Annotated in this window: 16 protein-coding genes; 2 read left to right on the top strand and 14 right to left on the bottom strand. The window is 67.5% G+C overall.

What is annotated here, in order from left to right:
• Positions 1-36: 36 nt before the first annotated feature.
• Complete coding sequence (locus tag BBJ41_RS22855) at positions 37-348, bottom strand: recombinase-like helix-turn-helix domain-containing protein (protein ID WP_034180372.1); 312 nt, start codon at positions 346-348, stop codon at positions 37-39.
• An 86-nt stretch (positions 349-434) separates the two neighbouring features.
• Here BBJ41_RS22855 and BBJ41_RS22860 point away from each other — a divergent pair, with 86 nt between their 5' ends.
• Entirely contained in the window at positions 435-1,487 is a 1,053-nt protein-coding gene (locus BBJ41_RS22860; protein ID WP_069748565.1) for an RNA-guided endonuclease InsQ/TnpB family protein, read from the top strand.
• 13 nt (positions 1,488-1,500) lie between these two features.
• On the opposite strand, the gene BBJ41_RS22865 is transcribed toward BBJ41_RS22860, so the two are convergent.
• Positions 1,501-1,818 (bottom strand): non-heme iron oxygenase ferredoxin subunit, encoded by a 318-nt coding sequence (locus tag BBJ41_RS22865; protein ID WP_069748566.1) that lies wholly within the window; start codon positions 1,816-1,818, stop codon positions 1,501-1,503.
• 446 nt (positions 1,819-2,264) lie between these two features.
• Here BBJ41_RS22865 and BBJ41_RS22870 point away from each other — a divergent pair, with 446 nt between their 5' ends.
• Positions 2,265-3,344 (top strand): porin, encoded by a 1,080-nt coding sequence (locus tag BBJ41_RS22870; protein ID WP_069748567.1) that lies wholly within the window; start codon positions 2,265-2,267, stop codon positions 3,342-3,344.
• A gap of 123 nt (positions 3,345-3,467) precedes the next feature.
• Here BBJ41_RS22870 and BBJ41_RS22875 read toward each other — a convergent pair whose 3' ends face one another.
• The 12 genes from BBJ41_RS22875 to BBJ41_RS22930 form a co-directional block, all read right to left on the bottom strand.
• Positions 3,468-4,361, bottom strand: coding sequence for an IclR family transcriptional regulator (locus tag BBJ41_RS22875; RefSeq protein ID WP_069748568.1), 894 nt, complete (start codon positions 4,359-4,361; stop codon positions 3,468-3,470).
• A gap of 338 nt (positions 4,362-4,699) precedes the next feature.
• Positions 4,700-5,167 carry a hypothetical protein gene (locus BBJ41_RS22880; RefSeq protein WP_069748569.1) on the bottom strand — a complete coding sequence of 156 codons (468 nt, stop codon included), beginning with the start codon at positions 5,165-5,167 and terminating at the stop codon, positions 4,700-4,702.
• 58 nt (positions 5,168-5,225) lie between these two features.
• Positions 5,226-6,650, bottom strand: coding sequence for a Do family serine endopeptidase (locus BBJ41_RS22885; protein WP_069750328.1), 1,425 nt, complete (start codon positions 6,648-6,650; stop codon positions 5,226-5,228).
• Between the two features lie 64 nt (positions 6,651-6,714).
• Positions 6,715-7,086, bottom strand: a complete 372-nt coding sequence (locus BBJ41_RS22890; protein WP_069748570.1) for a hypothetical protein — start codon at positions 7,084-7,086, stop codon at positions 6,715-6,717.
• 21 nt (positions 7,087-7,107) lie between these two features.
• Positions 7,108-7,947, bottom strand: a complete 840-nt coding sequence (locus BBJ41_RS22895) for a hypothetical protein (protein WP_069748571.1) — start codon at positions 7,945-7,947, stop codon at positions 7,108-7,110.
• 8 nt (positions 7,948-7,955) lie between these two features.
• A complete protein-coding gene (locus tag BBJ41_RS22900; RefSeq protein ID WP_069748572.1) occupies positions 7,956-8,846 on the bottom strand; it encodes a peptidylprolyl isomerase in 891 nt (296 codons plus the stop codon).
• Between the two features lie 115 nt (positions 8,847-8,961).
• On the bottom strand, positions 8,962-9,549 hold the full coding sequence (locus BBJ41_RS22905) for a YbjN domain-containing protein (protein WP_069748573.1): 588 nt from the start codon (positions 9,547-9,549) through the stop codon (positions 8,962-8,964).
• Positions 9,550-9,607: 58 nt separating this feature from the next.
• Positions 9,608-10,285 (bottom strand): hypothetical protein, encoded by a 678-nt coding sequence (locus BBJ41_RS22910; RefSeq protein WP_069748574.1) that lies wholly within the window; start codon positions 10,283-10,285, stop codon positions 9,608-9,610.
• A gap of 12 nt (positions 10,286-10,297) precedes the next feature.
• Positions 10,298-12,112, bottom strand: a complete 1,815-nt coding sequence (locus BBJ41_RS22915; RefSeq protein ID WP_069748575.1) for a putative porin — start codon at positions 12,110-12,112, stop codon at positions 10,298-10,300.
• A 94-nt stretch (positions 12,113-12,206) separates the two neighbouring features.
• Entirely contained in the window at positions 12,207-12,905 is a 699-nt protein-coding gene (locus BBJ41_RS22920; protein ID WP_083281947.1) for an energy transducer TonB family protein, read from the bottom strand.
• Positions 12,906-12,913: 8 nt separating this feature from the next.
• Positions 12,914-13,321 carry an ExbD/TolR family protein gene (locus BBJ41_RS22925; protein WP_069748576.1) on the bottom strand — a complete coding sequence of 136 codons (408 nt, stop codon included), beginning with the start codon at positions 13,319-13,321 and terminating at the stop codon, positions 12,914-12,916.
• 33 nt (positions 13,322-13,354) lie between these two features.
• Positions 13,355-15,160 carry a DUF2341 domain-containing protein gene (locus tag BBJ41_RS22930; RefSeq protein ID WP_069750330.1) on the bottom strand — a complete coding sequence of 602 codons (1,806 nt, stop codon included), beginning with the start codon at positions 15,158-15,160 and terminating at the stop codon, positions 13,355-13,357.
• Between the last annotated feature and the right edge of the window lie 66 nt (positions 15,161-15,226).

Here is a 15,226-nt window from a genome sequence, read left to right on the forward strand (position 1 = left end):
TTGTCGTCGGGTCGGCGGGTCACGCGCGCGGCGCGCTCATTCCGCGAGCGCGGCCATTTCGGCTCGGAAGCGCTCGGGCGTCCACGGCGTGCCGTCCGGCGCGCGGAAGCCGATGCGGTTCAGGCCCGCGACGACGTCGTCCAGCTCGGTCGCACCGGCTTCGAACACGCGTTCGAGCGCATCGCCGAGGTCGTTCTCGTATTGCGTCGGTTCGGCCTTGCGGTTCTGCCAGATCCGGTTCTCGACCTGCCCCGGGATCTCGATCTGCCCCTTGCCGGCGACGTTGTTCGGCTGCGGCGCCACCCACGGCTTCAGGAAGGGATTGAAGTTGACGGTCGCTTCTTTCATCAGTTGCTCCGAGAAACCCCACCATGGATGGCGGAGAGGAATGGAGTGCCGTTGACAGACGGCCTTCCAACGTTAAAGTGACCAGCATGATTCTTGTCTATCGCTATCGCGTGAAGTCGCTCAACGGACTGCTTAACAAGCAGAGCCGTGCGGTGAACTACGTCTGGAACTTCTGCAACGACACGCAGAAGCACGCGCTCAAGTGGAACAAGAAGTGGCCAACGGGATTTGATTTGAATATGTTGACCACGGGCAGCAGCAAGGAACTCGGCCTCCACTCCGGCACGATCAACGCAACGTGTGAGCAGTACGCAAAGTCGCGCAGCCAGCATCAACGGCCTTACCTGCGCTATCGCGGCAGGAAATCCCTTGGCTGGGTGCCGCTCAAGGGTCGCGACTTGAAGCGTGAGGGCGACGCATTTCGCTTTGCCGGCAACACCTTCCGTGTGTTCAACAGCCGGCAGCTTCCCGAAGGGAAGATCAAGGACGGCACTAACTTTGCGCGGGATGCCTGCGGCAACTGGTTTCTCAACATCGTGATAGAAGTGCCCGAAGTTCAGGCGCGCCCGATCCGTTCCGGTGTCGGAATCGATCTCGGTCTGAAAGACTTCGCCACACTTTCGACTGGCGAGACGTTGCCCAATGATCGGTTCGGCCGACGCGCGGCGGAAAAGTTGGCGAAAGTGCAACGGGCTCGAAAACACAAACGGCATATCGCGAAGCTGCACGCCAAGGTGGCGAATGCCCGCGCCGATTTCCAGCACAAGCTCGCGCTCAATTTGGTACGGCGCTTCGATTACATCGTAATCGGCAACGTGTCGGCATCGAAACTCGCCAAAACCAGGATGGCGAAGAGCGTCTACGACGCATCCTGGTCGTCCTTCCGAAACAAGCTCCGTTACAAAGCGATGGCGCACGGAGCCACGTTCGAGGAAGTGGATGAAAGCGGCTCTACCCAGTCCTGTTCGGCGTGCGGATCGAAAGACAGCACGACGCGGCCGAAAGGTATCGCGGGACTGCGAATAAGAGAGTGGACCTGCAGTGGTTGCGGTGTCGTGCATGATCGAGATACCAACGCTGCGCTGAACATTCTCCGATGCGGACGTGCATCGCCAGTTGTGGGAATCGGCCGCCTTTAGACGGTAGAAGACGTCAATCCACCTTGATCTGGATTTCCTCGCCGGCGAGGCGCACCGCGTACTGCTTCAGCGCGCGTCCGCCCGGACCCTTCAGGCATTCGCCTGTCTTGATGTCGAACACGGCCTCGTGCAGCGGGCATTCGACCGTGCCTTCGTCGACGAACCCCTGCGTTAGCAGCGCGTACGCATGCGGGCACAGGTTTTCGAGCGCATACACGGCGTCGCCGACGCGGTAGATCCCGATTTCGACGCCGTCGGTCCGCTTGAACTCGATCGGCGTGTCTTCCGACAGCGCGCCGGCGTGCCCGGCGCAAACCCATTGTTCAGACATCTCACACCCTTCCTTCTGATCGACTCTCGGTTTGATCCTGACTTGTTCCATATCCGGAACGTTAGTTTATGGATGGTGATTATAGGAGCGACTTTCCACGAGTAAAACAAAAAGCTGCATGCCCTAGGGAAAACACTGACCGTCGGGTCGGTTATCGCTTTCGCCTACCCCACAAGATGTAATTTTTTGTTTTGTATCGCGGAGTTACGCCCTTTATTCGGGCTTCGCGCACCAGTGCAATGCATCGTCCGCGCGGCCATCCGGCCCGAAAAAATTATTTTTGATCACGTGCGCGACGCCCCTATACTTCATTCCACCAGAGGCACATTGTTCCTTATATGGAACATACGAATGCCCGTCCGGCGGTGGAACACGCGTGACGGCCGGCCGTCCCCGCGCATGCCGCCACGGCACGTTTTCATCAGGTCGGAGAGTCAGGAGATCAAATGGTCAAGCATGCGGTAGCAGCAGCAGTCATCGGGATCGGCGCCGTGTCGGGCGCCTGGGCGCAGAGCAGCGTGGTGCTGTACGGCAGCCTGGATGCGGGTGTCGCGTACGTGAACAACGTCGGCGGCCACGCGAAGTGGGCGATGATCCAGGGCAACACGCAGCCCGATCGCTGGGGCCTGAAAGGCAAGGAAGACCTCGGCGACGGCCTGTCGGCGATCTTCCAGCTCGAAAACGGCTTCTATACGAACAACGGCCAGTTCGCGACCGCGAACACGATCTGGAACCGCGCGGCGTTCGTCGGCCTGAGTTCCGAGCGCTACGGCACGCTGACGCTCGGCCGCCAGACACCGCTGTCGTTCGACTATCTCGATCCGCTCAGCACGGCCTATCTCGCGATGAGCTGGTACGCGTTCCACCCCGGCAACATCGACGGGCTCGCCGCGACCGGCAACGTGCCGTACAACAACTCGGTCAAGTACCGCTCGCCGAGCTACGCGGGCTTCTCGGCCGCCGCGACGATGGCGCTCGGCAACACGACGAATTTCTCGACCGGCAAATCGGTCGGCGTCGCGCTGAACTATGCGAACGGGCCGTTCAAGGCGTCGGTCGTCTACTCGAACGAACACGACCGCTCGATCCTGATCAGCCAGACGGGCATCGCGTCGTTCCAGGGGCAGAACACGGCGAACGGCTATATCGCGAACAAGGTCGAGAACATCGGCGCGGGCGCGTCGTACCAGATCGGCGATTTCCTCGTGCATGGCCTCTACACGCGCACGAAGATGCAGTCGAACGGCTATTCGGATACGTTCCAGAGCTACGACGCTGGCGTGAACTACCGCAGCAGCGCGTTCAACACGATCGCGGGCGGCGCGGCCACCACGACGCTGTCCGGCCGCCGCTGGACGCAGGTCGAGATCGGCGACATCTACGCGCTGTCGAAGCGCACGCAGCTCTATGCGAACGTGTTGTACGAACACGCGTCGGGCGGCGCGAACGCGTCATTCTTCACGGCCGGCGTATCGAGCACTGCGAACCAGGTGATCGTGCTGACCGGGATTCACCACTCGTTTTGAGCGGTGCCGGGCGTGCGGCGCCCGAAAAGACAAGAGCGGCCCGCGGGCCGCTCTTGTCTTTTGTGTTGTGCGAAGCCGCGCGCGTGAGCATCACGGCGATCCGGCCGCGTATCGCCCCGCGCGTCAGAACATCGCGACCCTGTGGCGCGCGTGCGCGAACGTCGGGTCGCTTTCGAGCGGCCGGTAGTTCAGCCGCTGCGACAGGTCGACCGCCGCGCCGCACACGGCTTCGACGAGCCGCTCCTTTTCACCGGCCTCGCCGATCTCCGAACGCGGCACCGTCGCGGTGATCGCCGCGACGATCGAGCCCGAATGATCGCGCACCGGCGCGGTCACGGCCGAAATGCCGCTTTCGAACGCCGCCTCGCTGACCGCGTAGCCGAGCCGCGCGTACTGGCGCACGCGGTCGTACAGCTCGTCGACGGTGCCCGGCGTGCGCTCGGTGAACTGCTCGAGCCGCTTTTCCGGGTAGAGCTGGCGCAGCGCGTCGCGCGTCAGGTCGCCCATCAGCACGTGGCCGTGCACGGTCGCATGCGCGGGCAGGCGCGTGCCGACGTGCACCTTCACCGAACCGAACATCGACGCGTTGCTCTGCGCCTTCGCGACGAACACGACGTCGCGCTGGTCGCGGATCAGCAGATGCGCCGACAGGCCGGTCGAATCGCGCAGCCGTTCGAGCACCGGCGTGCCGAGATCGGTCAGTTCGAGCGAGTTCAGGTATTCGAAGCCGAGCCGCAGCACGCCGACGCCGAGCCGGAAATAGCGATCGCCGTTCACGCGCTCGAGGAAGCCGAGCGCTTCGAGCGTCTGCAGCAGGCGAAACGTGGTCGTGCGAGGAATGCCGATGCGCTTGGACAACTCGGGCGCGCCGAGCACGGGCTCGCGCGCGGAGAATTCGGCGAGAATCCGCAGCCCGCGTTCGAGCCCCGGCACCAGATAGGACGACGCGCCGCCGGACGATTCGTCGTCGCCGGGCGCGGCGGGTTCGGGTGTGCCGCTCATCGTTGTCTTGACCATGTGGACATGGACGGAAGGAAATCAGTCACGAAACGGGTCATGGATCACCGTGGATAGTCAGTCATGCTACCTCAGCGCGCACGCAGGTTCGCACCCGCGCGCATCGCCGCAATGCAGCATGCGCATCCGCGACGCCATGAGGAGTCATTCACGGTCGAGAGGATAGCAGCGATGGACGGACGCCATGCGGAAATCGCCGGGCAGCAGGCAGGCGGCTGGCCGGCCCTTGCGTGCGCAGGGCGTAGGGCGTAGGGCGTCGGGCGCGATCATCACGTCGCCACGGATATCTTATTACGATATGCAGCGCTATCAGCCGGCCCGGGTACGGAGCCCGGGCGTCACGGCGCGCGTACCGCCGATGCCGCCGCGTCCGGATTCGGCGCGAGCCGCAGCCGCACGCGCAACGGCTGCAGCATGTCCGGCGGCGGCGGCTCGGCCAGCGGGCCGGCCGTGAGCAGTTGCCGAAGCGCCGCGTCCGCATCGGGATCGCCGAGCGACGCGAATTCGACGCGCGTGACGGCACCGGTCGCGCCGATCCACGCGCGCACGACGATCGCGGGCGGCGGCGCGTCGGCGCTCGCATTCAGCACGCGCGTCTCGAGGTAGCGGTGCAGCCGGTCGGCCGCGTCGCCGTCCGCTTCGAGCCACGTCTGGAACTGCTGCCCGGCGAGCTGGCCATAGCGGATCCATGTCGGCGGCACGTCGGCCTTTTGCGCCACGGCCGGCGCGGCACCCGCGGCCAGCCCGCATGCGGCGACGATCGCGCGCAGCCATCCGGATGCGCCCCACTTCTGCATTCGCTTCATCCCGCCTCCCGTTTCGGCATGTCGGCACCCGGCCGTCGTGCCGCATTGCGTCGCCTGCTCAACCGATCCCGATCGGCACATACAGCCGCGCGCCGCCGCGCTGGACGAGCAGCGCGACATTGCCGTGCGCGGCGTCGATCTCCGCCATCAGCGCGCCGATGCTCGCAACCGGCGTGCCGTTCACCGACAGCACGACATCGCCGGGCTGCAAGCCCGCGCGCGCGGCCAGGCCGCTCGCCTGCTCGACGACGAGCGCCTGGCCGACGCCGAGCCGCCGGCGCTCCGGCTCCGTTGCCGCCCGCAGCGCCAGCCCGAACCGCGCGGGGCCTTGCTCGCCGCCGGCCGACGCGGCGCCGCTGTCGAATGCGCCGACCGTCGCGATCACGTGCATCGCCCGGCCCGCGCGCCACACGAGCAGGTCGGCCTGCCGCCCGGCACGCATGCCCGCGACCGCGCCGAGCAGGTCCGCCGATTCGTCGACCGGCTTGCCGTCGACCGCGAGCACGACGTCGCCCGCCTGCACGCCCGCGCGCGCGGCCGGGCCGTCCGGCTCGACCATCGTGATCAGCGCGCCATCCGGGCTCGCGAGGCCGAACGAACGCGCGAGCGCCTGGCTCACCTCCTGCACGGCCACTCCGAGCCGGCCGCGCGTGACCTTGCCGGTCCGCAGCAACTGGTCCTTCACGTCGAGCGCGATGTCGATCGGAATCGCGAACGCGAGCCCCTGATAACCGCCCGTCTTCGAGAAAATCATCGAGTTGATCGCGATCACGCGGCCGCCGAGGTCGAACAGCGGGCCGCCCGAGTTGCCGGGGTTGATCGGCACGTCGGTCTGGATGAACGGAATCGCGCGCTCGCCGGGCAACGAGCGCGATTTCGCGCTGACGATGCCCTGCGTGACCGTGTTCGCGAACCCGTACGGCGAGCCGATCGCCATCACCCAGTCGCCGACCTCGGTGCGCGCGGGGTCGCCGGTTTCCACGACCGGCAGGTTGTGCGCGTCGATGCGGATCACCGCGACATCGGATACGGGATCGCTGCCGATCACGCGCCCCTTGAACTGCCGTTTGTCGGTCAGCTTCACGTCGATGGCGACGGCATCGCCGACCACGTGCCGGTTGGTCAGGATCACGCCGTCGGCGCTGACGATGAAGCCGGAGCCGAGACTCACTTCCTCCCGGTTGCCGATCACGCGCCGCGCGAGAAACGGCGCGAGCGGATGATCGAGCGCGATGCCGGGCGGCAACTGGATACCCATCTGCGCGACTTCGCGCGTGACGCTGATGTTGACGACGGCCGGGCCGACGCGCCGGACGAGTGCGGCGAAGTTCGGCAATGCGACGGTCGGCGCGACGGCGCTCGCCTGCGCGGGCGAATCGGCGGCCTGCGCCGTCGTGCACGCGAACGTGAACGTAGACACGACGAGCCCGCTCGCGATCGCCCGCAGCAGCACCGCCAGTCCTGTGCGCTTGCCTGCTTTCATGCCACTGTTCCTCGCCGGTTCGCGCCGGCTCATCGAGTCCGCCAGTCGATACCCGCCGCGTGCCTCACTTCGGCGGCACCGCAACCGGCGCATCGGGCCGCTGTGGTGTCACCGACCGGCCCCAGTTCGAGCCGAAGCGGTTCTGCTCGGTCGACAGGTTGAACGTGCCGAGCCGGTTCGACGGCTGCTTCGACAGTCGCTCCGAATCCGTCTGCGATGCGCCCGCCTGCGGTTCGGCCGTCGGCTTCAACTGCTGGCTCAGGCAGTCGTACGACAGCGCGCGCTTGCCGTCGACTTCCGCGTCGACGCACACCGGCTTCGCGGCCGAACCCGGCCGGGCCGGTACGGCCGCACTCGCCGCCGCGCGGCTGCCCTGTGCGTGTGCGCCGGCCGCCAGCAACAGGCAGACGATCGTCGCGATTCCGTTTCGTCGCATCTTCACCTGCGCCTCCTTCAGTCATGGCTCCGTTGCACGCGCGGCCGACAGCGGCGCGCGCGCGAGGAAACGCGCGAACGCCGCGCGATCGGCCGCCTCGACGGCCGGCTCGCTTGCATCGGCTTGCCGCGCCCATGCGTCGCGCATGCCTTCGACCGGCTGCCACGCATGCACCTGCGCGCCGGTCGGATACGGCGTGACGAGCGGTTCGCGATAGTCGACGCGAAACAGCGCCGGCGCATCGCTGCCGGCCGTCCACAGATCGCCGACGTCGCGCACGCTCGCGTCGAACCAGAACCGCACCCAGCGCACCGTGGGCGCGCGCGGGTCGGTGCCCGGTGCGTCGGCGCCCGGCGCTTCCGGCACGCGCAGGAAGCCGGCCAGCACGAGCAGCACGGCCGCGAGATCGTCGTCGCGCAACATCCGGTACGACCACAGATCCGCGACGTCCACGCACGCGATCACCGCGATGAAGCGGCCGATCGTGAGCGCGGGCCACGCGCGCCGCATCAGCGCGTAATGGCGCGGCCAGTGCGCGATGAAGCGCTCGCGATGATGCGCGGCGACCTGCACGTCGCGCGAGCCGCGAATCGTCAGCTCCTCCGGCTGATACTGGCGCGTCGTCAGCACGCATTGCGCGGAGCACCGCATGCTCCGGTGCCGCGCATAACCGCCCGCGCCGGGCAACGGCTCCAGCGCGCCGAAGCAAAGCGGGCAATGCGTCGGCCATTCGCCGGGCCGGCCCGGCCACGGGTTCGCCTTCGGCATGCGCGGACGGTCGGCGGCGGCGGCCGGGCGACGGCGCGCCGATGTGCGCGCATCGGGGGCCGCGACGCGCGGCGTCGAACGGACAGTGGCCATGGGCTCGCCTACCGGGCAGACGCGAGCGCTTTCTTCAGCGCGTCTTCATTGATCGGCGCGTTTGCGGCCAGCTTCGCGAGATACGCCTGCGCATTCTGCTGTGTGCGCTGCGCGCGCAGCATCGTGCGCAGTTGCTCCTTCACGTCGGCCAGCGGCCGCGGCGCGGCCGCGCGCACGTCGATCAGCTTCACGACATGAAAGCCGGCCGGCGTCCGGATCGGTGCGGAAACCTGGCCCGGCTTCAGCGCGTCGGCGGCTTGCCGCACCGCCGGCACCATCAGCGTGTCGGGCACGAAACCGAGATCGCCGCCATTCGCGGCGCTCGCCTTGTCCTGCGAATTCGCCTTCGCGAGCGCCGCGAAATCGCCGCTGCGCGCACGGTTCGCGAGATCGGTGGCCTGCTTGCGCGCCTTGTCGAGCGTGGCGGCATCCGCGTTCTGCGGCACCGCGATGTAGATCTGCGCGACGTGCAGCGCACGTGGCGCGGTGAATGCGGCGCGGTTCGCGTCATACGCGGACTGAAGCTCCGCGTCCGACGGATAGTCGGCCGGCGGTGCGTTGACCGACGTCAGGTAGCTGCGCACGACGATATCGCGCTGCGCCTGCTCGACGGCCGCCTGCACCTGGGCCTGCTTGTCCCAGCCTTTCGATTTCGCCTCGGCCAGCACGGCCTTCTGCGCAAGCGTCGAACGCACGATCTGGTCCAGCGTCGCGGGATCGGCCGCGAGGCGTTCACGGCCTTCGGGGCTCACCGCCTTCAACAGCCCCGCGATGTCGGCCTGCGTGACCGACGCCTGCGCGGCGTTCGCGATCACGTCGTCCTGTGCGTGCGCAACGAACGGCACGCCCAGCACGAGACTGCCCGCCACCATTGCCAGCATCTTCATCTTCGTCATCATCGTTCGACTGCCCTCTGGATTGCTCTTGAAATGCGGACACCGTGCTCGCGCGCCCGCCGGCGTCACGTGCGGGACAGGCTGCCTCGCAGCGCTGTGCCGATCCTGCGCACGACGATCACGACTGCGTGGCAGCCTCGAGCCCGGCCGGAGCCACAGCCGTGGCCGATGCGGATGCCGGATCGGCCGCCGCCGCGCGCGCCGCGTCCTGCTCGGCCATCGCGGGACGGTTGCGCAGGTGCAGCAGGAATTCCTGGATCAGGCGATCCCACAGCTCGATCGTCGAACGCAGGTGGCGCTCGGACACGCCGCCCGCGACGACCACGTCCATCTCCAGCGCGAGAAACGGCCCGTGGCTCGCGAGACGCGCGAAGCGCTTGGTCCGGTTCCAGTCCGCGACGAGTTCGGTCGGCAATTCGCCCTGCACCTGCAGCACGCACGACAGCGTGTAGTCGATGTACGGCAGCGCGGCGGCGGCGACCTCGGCCGCCTGCGGCGCGAGCGCGGCAGCCGGGTTGCCGAAGCGCACCGCGAAGCCGATGCCCTGGCTCGCGCTCATCAGTTGCACCGCGCCGTTCTGCTCGGCCGCCGTCACGCGATAGCCCGCGCGGCGCAGCACGTCGGCCAGGCGGTCGGCGCTGATCGCTTCGATCGGCGCATCGTGTGCCGTGCGTTCGTCGCCGGCGTTCGGTTGCTTGTCTTGCATGTCGGTATTCCCCGTGTTCAATGAAACGGTCGGTTCGCGCCCGGTTCCGGGCGCAGGTTCACGGCGCATTCGCGGCCGACGCCGGCGCAGCGGCGGCGGCGGCCGCGCGCGCGGCCGGGTCGTACTTGCCCGCGTACAGCGCATCGCCGTAGCGCTGCGCGAGATCGTCGTACTTCACCCGTGCGGACTGCGCGAAGGGCTGCCGCGACGCGAACAGCGTGCCGATCCCGACATGCTCGTACGCGTCGAGAATCTCGTGCCCCACGCGATACAGCTCGGCATTGTGGGCCTGGCAGGTTTTCAGTTGCGTGTCACGCGCGGCGATGTCCTTCTGCTGTTGCGTGTGCTGCGCATCGCGGGCACGCGACACGGCGAGCAGATCCTCGTAGGACGACTTGTATTTCGCGAGCGACTTCGCGTCCTGCTCGCGGCCCGCCCGCTCCTGTGCAAGCGCGCGCTTCGCGGCCGCCTCCGCGCCCGAATCGCCGCGCGCCGCCGCGAGTTGCCCCTGCAATGCCTTCAGTTGCGCGAGCGCGTCGTCGCGCTGCTTCTCGGCCGCCGCCTTGTCGCTCTGCAACTGGGCCTGGCCGTCCTGCAACTGGCGCAGCTCCTGCACGGTCGAGCGCAACTGGCTGCGCAGCTTGTCCTCGATGCTTTGCGCGTGTGCGCCGCCCGCCGCCAGCAGCAGCGCACCGGCCACGCCGGCCGAGAGCATCGTGCGATGGATCGTGTTCATTCGCGGCTCCGGTCAGAAACGAGCGTTCAGCTCGATCTGCAGCACGTCGATCGATACCGGCGGCCCGTACACTTCCTTCGAGCTCAGGTAGCGGGCCGATACCCACGTGTCGCGCGCGACCGCATACGCAGCGCCGAGCACGTAGCCGCGCGCGTTGGTGCCGCCGAGATGGAAGTCGGGATCGTTGAACGCGTCGAGCACGGCGTCCGGCTGCAGGTACTTGTACGCGATCGAGAAGTTCCACTGGCCCTTCTCGCGCGGCTCCGGCTCGCCGATCGTCGCCTTCGCGAGGAAGCCGTTCGGGCCGCTGCGGTAATCGGCGCGCGTCGCGTTCACCGACGTCGAGTCATAGTTGTTGACCGGCAGCGACGCCGCCGCGAACGCCTTGTTGTCGTTGTACGCGAGGTTGCGCACGTACTCGCCGTCCAGGCGCAGCTTGAAGCGGTCGGCCACCACCGTGTCCCACTGCGCTTTCAGGTCGAGCAGCCGATAGTTGTACGCGAGCCCGAAGAGCTGCGGCTGCGGCGTCATCCCGGGCGCGAGGTTCGGGTTCTGCACGATGTTGCGCAGCGCGACCAACGTGTTGCCGCCCTGCATGAACGCGGGCGCCTCGTTGTCGGTGCTGCAGTTGGTCGCGCCGAGATACAGCGCGCACGGCGACGACAGCGTGCCGCGCATGTTCTGGAAGTCGTAGTACGCAACCGCGCCGCGCAGGCGGTTCTTCGCATCGATCTTCCAGTCCGCGCCGAACTGCGCGCCGAACATCCACTTCGTGTCGCTGCCGGCCTTGTCGGTGCTGTTCGACGGGAAGTTCTCGCTCGTGTACTGGATCGGGAACACGCCGAGCGTGCCGAACAGCGTGACGTCCGGATTCCACGGCAGCGCATGGCGCAGGTTCGCGGCGAGCCCGTCCATCATCAGGTCGTCCGAGAACACCAGGTCCGACTTGAAGAACGGATTGTCGAAGCGGCCGGCCGTCAGGTTCAGCCAGGACGTCGGCCGATACGCGAAGAACGCCTTGTTCAGCCAGATGTTCTTCTTCGCGAAGCCGCCGCCGGCGGTCGAGGTGGTCGACACCGGCCCGTTGTCGTTGCCGCTCGCGAGCTGGATGCCGGCGATCATGTCGTCGGACAGCGTCGCCGTCACGCCGAGCCGCGCGCGGTAGCGCAGCAGGTTGTTGCGGTTCTGCGTGGTGTTCTGCGTCGGCAGTTGCGTCGTATTGGTGTTCTGGTTGATGTCGAACCCGCCGCCCTGGTTGATCGCCGCGAAGTTCGTCACGTTGTTCGCGTTGCGGCTGCCGTAGAAGTGGTATTCGTCGCGCACGCGCAAGTCGCCGTCGAGCTTGATGCGCGACACCCAGTCCGGGAACGTGTTCGGCTGCGCCCAGTTCTCGGCCTTCGCCTGCGCGATCACCTCCTGCTTCACCTGGTCGCGGATCTGGTCGCGCACGAGCTGCGGCACGTACGGCACCGCGACGTCGCCCGGCTGCGTCGGCGGATTCACCACGCCCGCGCCGGCCACGACAGGCGCGCCCGACGCGCGCGCGGCCCTCGCCTGCACGGCTTCCGTGCGCGCCTCGCTGATCAGCTCGTTCGCATTCTGCTGCGTGAGCACGCCGCGCTTGACGAGCAGGTTGATCAGGTTGATCACCACGCTCTCGGTCGGCGCGGCTTTCCCCGTTGCCGCCTGCGCCTCGAGCGATTGCCCGTGCGCGGCGGACGCGCACGTCAACCCGAGCGTCAGCACCGCCGCGCCGACGCGCGACAGGCGCGCGGGCAGCGCGCCGTTGCGGGGTACCCCACCCCGTCCGTTCATCTTCCGAATCATCGAAGCACTCCGAACAATTTTCGTTTCTTTTCCGGCGGCATCCGCGTAACGGCGCCGCCCCATGATTCATTCGCCATGTCGCGCGCGCGCATCGTCATGCCGGCTTGCGTCCCTGGAGCTTCACGAGCACCGGATACGCGGTCGCGGGCGGCGGCGCTTCGTCGACCCTGCCGAGCGCTTCGACTGCCGCGATCACGGCCGCGTCGATCTTCGCGTCGCCGGTCGACTGCGCGACCGTGACCTTCGTGATCCGCCCGGCCGTATCCATCCACAGGTTCAGGCTGCCCGTGAAACGCGCGCCGCCGGCTTCCTGCACGCCCTTGTCCTGCTCGATCGCGCGCTGCAGCACGTACACCATGTATTGCGCGTAGCTCGCATTGCCGAACTTGCCGCCCCCGCCGCTGCCGATCATCCCCGAGCCGTCGCCCGCGCCGATGTTGAAGCTGTCGGTGCCGGCCTGCGCGGGCGCATTCATCGTCATCTGCTTCGGCTGGTTGTCCGACGGCTTCGGCGCCTCGGACGGCTTCGGCGCGATCGTCGGCCGGTCGACCGGCGTCTTGACCTCCTCCTTCACCTTCTCGGGCGGCGGCTTCTGTTTCGGTGGCGGCGGGGGCGGCGGCAACGGGATCACCGTCGTCACCTGCGGCGCGCTCACGCGCTTCACGCCGGCCGTATCGCCCGCGAAACGCCAGATCAGCGCGGCCAGCCCCGCGAGCACGAGCGCGATCGCAACCGGCTTCACGTAGCGGCCGGGGCCTTTCTGCGGCGGGCCGCCGTTGTAGGTCATTTCCATCGCGCGCCCTAGCCCTGCTTCGCCTTGCCGGTCACGAGACCGACTTGCGACAGGTCGAGGCGGCGCAGCAGGTCGAGCACGTCCATGACCTTCTGGTACTGCACGGCCGCGTCACCCTTGAGCACGATCGGGAATTCCGGATTGGTCGCCTTCTCGATGCGCAGCCGGCTCTCGAGTTCGTCCATCGTCACCGGGTAGGCGTCGAGAAAGACCTGCCCCGAATCGGCGACCGTGATCGCCTTCGTCTTCGGCTTCGCGAGACTCGCGGACGAACTCGCTTTCGGCAGGTCGACCTTGATGCCCTGCACCGACGCGGTCGTCATGATGATGAAGATGATCAGCAGCACGTACGCGAGGTCGAGCATCGGCGTGATGTTGATGTCGTCGTACGGCTTGTCGTCGTCCTGAACCTGCATGGCGTTCTCCTGCGTGTGTTCGGTTCAGTGCGCTCAGTCGGCCAGCACCGCGTGATCGGGCGTGCGGTGCGCTTCGGCGAGGCGCGTGACGAATTCGTCGACGAACACCTGCATGTTCGCGGTCACGTTCTTGTTGCGGATCAGCAGGTAGTTGTAGCCGAACAGTGCGGGAATCGCGACGAACAGGCCCGTCACCGTCGCGAGCAGCGCGGCCGCGATACCCGGCGCGATCGCGTTCACGTTCACGTCGCCGGCCGCCGCGATCGCCGCGAACGTGATCATCACGCCGACCACCGTGCCGAGCAGCCCGAGGAACGGGCCGCCCGAGATCGCGATCGTCAGCAGCACCATCGATTTCGACAGCCGCTGGTTTTCGCGCACGAGCGTCGCGTCCATCGACGCGCGGATCGCCTCGATCGATTCGGACGTGATCACCGTGCGGCCGTTGCCGTCCACGCGGCTGTGGATTTCATGCACGCCGGCCTTGTACAGCCGGTACAGCGACGACTGGTAGAGCCGGCGGCCGTCGTCGCTCGCTTCGTCGACGTGCGCGAGGCCGACCAGATGACGCCCGGCCACTTCGCGAAAGCGCTGCACGAAATACAGGTTCGCCTTGTCGACGGTGCCGACGTAACGCGCCTTCGTCCACATCACGACCCACGACACGACCGCCATGCCGAGCAGGATCGCGATCACGACCCACGCGTCGACGGTCACCGACTGCACGATCACGCCGAAATACCCGAAGCCGAAACCCGACTGCTTCTCGTCCGCGCCGTACGCGACGAGCTTCGATTCCGAGCCCTGCGCGAGCGCATCGACGGCGAGCGCGGCCGGCGAACGCGCGATCTTCGACAGGCGCAGCTCGTCGAGCGCACCCGAGTACGCGGCCAGGCCGGCCGGCGCGCCGGCGGCGTCCGCGCCGATCGTGGCGGCGCCGTTCAGCGCGGGCAGCGTCGCCGCCACCTGCGCGGCCTGCTTGCCGTTCACGTAGACGGTCAGGTTCTTGCCGTCGGCGGTGACGGCCAGATAGGTCCACTGGTTCGCGGCAACCGGTGCGGCGGCCGGCGTGCGCACCGGCGCGGGGCTATTGGCCGCGCCGTCGACTTCCGCGAACGGCACGCCGTTGTCGAGGCCGATCAGCAAGGCGTTCGCGCCGTCGCGGCGGCTGTACAGCAGCGTGTTCGGCGCAAGCGCGGACGGCTTCACCCACGCGCTGAACGTGAAGCTGCCGCCCGCGGCCAGGTTCAGCGACGGGCTCGCCGGCAGCGTCAGCGACCCGCTGCCGTCGAAGCGCGCACCCTTGCCGACGATGCCGTCCTCGACCGTGCGAAACGATGCGTTCTGCGCGTTGTTGCCGTATGCGGTCGCATCCTTCGGCGGCGCGCCCGCCGCGCCGTTGAAGTGGTAGACGAGCGTGTAGTCGGCATCGAACGTTTCGGCCGGCTTGCCGCCGTCCGGCGCCTTCTTGTTGCCGTAGTACATCCAGATCGACTCCGCGGCGCCGGCCGGCATCTTCGGAACGTCGACCCAGATCAGCGCGACGCCGAGCACCGGATCGTATTGTTCGACGTGGTAATTCAGCGGCGTCTTGTCATCGGCGGCGACGAAGCGGATGTCCGCGCCGTTGTCGGCCAGCCCGTCGAACTGGAAATTGCCCGAATGCAGGCGAATCAGCAGCGGCACGCGGCCGGCCGACTCGGCGAGATTCGCGCCTTTCGCGCTCGCGTCGATCGTGATCGCCTTCCGGTACGACCAGTCGTTCTGCCACCATGCGTTCGCGATGCCGGGCAGCACGCCGAGCATCACCGCCAACAGGAAAAACAAGACTCGCTTCACGATCCACTCCCCGAATGTGCGGGCGCCGCGCTCGTCGCATCGCCCCGGCACGATCAAAAAAAATCC

The sequence above is a fragment of the Burkholderia stabilis genome (assembly GCF_001742165.1).
In the GTDB taxonomy this organism is placed as follows: Bacteria; Pseudomonadota; Gammaproteobacteria; order Burkholderiales; family Burkholderiaceae; genus Burkholderia; species Burkholderia stabilis.

Excerpts from the sequence above, each read along its gene's own strand:
- BBJ41_RS22880 (WP_069748569.1), bottom strand. The coding sequence starts at position 5,167 with ATGAAGCGAATGCAGAAGTGGGGCGCATCCGGATGGCTGCGCGCGATC.
- BBJ41_RS22925 (WP_069748576.1), bottom strand. The coding sequence starts at position 13,321 with ATGCAGGTTCAGGACGACGACAAGCCGTACGACGACATCAACATCACG.
- BBJ41_RS22895 (WP_069748571.1), bottom strand. The coding sequence starts at position 7,947 with ATGGCCACTGTCCGTTCGACGCCGCGCGTCGCGGCCCCCGATGCGCGC.
- BBJ41_RS22910 (WP_069748574.1), bottom strand. The coding sequence starts at position 10,285 with ATGAACACGATCCATCGCACGATGCTCTCGGCCGGCGTGGCCGGTGCG.
- BBJ41_RS22900 (WP_069748572.1), bottom strand. The coding sequence starts at position 8,846 with ATGATGACGAAGATGAAGATGCTGGCAATGGTGGCGGGCAGTCTCGTG.
- BBJ41_RS22885 (WP_069750328.1), bottom strand. The coding sequence starts at position 6,650 with ATGAAAGCAGGCAAGCGCACAGGACTGGCGGTGCTGCTGCGGGCGATC.
- BBJ41_RS22860 (WP_069748565.1), top strand. The coding sequence starts at position 435 with ATGATTCTTGTCTATCGCTATCGCGTGAAGTCGCTCAACGGACTGCTT.
- BBJ41_RS22865 (WP_069748566.1), bottom strand. The coding sequence starts at position 1,818 with ATGTCTGAACAATGGGTTTGCGCCGGGCACGCCGGCGCGCTGTCGGAA.
- BBJ41_RS22905 (WP_069748573.1), bottom strand. The coding sequence starts at position 9,549 with ATGCAAGACAAGCAACCGAACGCCGGCGACGAACGCACGGCACACGAT.
- BBJ41_RS22920 (WP_083281947.1), bottom strand. The coding sequence starts at position 12,905 with ATGGAAATGACCTACAACGGCGGCCCGCCGCAGAAAGGCCCCGGCCGC.
- BBJ41_RS22890 (WP_069748570.1), bottom strand. The coding sequence starts at position 7,086 with ATGCGACGAAACGGAATCGCGACGATCGTCTGCCTGTTGCTGGCGGCC.
- BBJ41_RS22855 (WP_034180372.1), bottom strand. The coding sequence starts at position 348 with ATGAAAGAAGCGACCGTCAACTTCAATCCCTTCCTGAAGCCGTGGGTG.
- BBJ41_RS22870 (WP_069748567.1), top strand. The coding sequence starts at position 2,265 with ATGGTCAAGCATGCGGTAGCAGCAGCAGTCATCGGGATCGGCGCCGTG.
- BBJ41_RS22915 (WP_069748575.1), bottom strand. The coding sequence starts at position 12,112 with ATGATTCGGAAGATGAACGGACGGGGTGGGGTACCCCGCAACGGCGCG.
- BBJ41_RS22875 (WP_069748568.1), bottom strand. The coding sequence starts at position 4,361 with ATGGTCAAGACAACGATGAGCGGCACACCCGAACCCGCCGCGCCCGGC.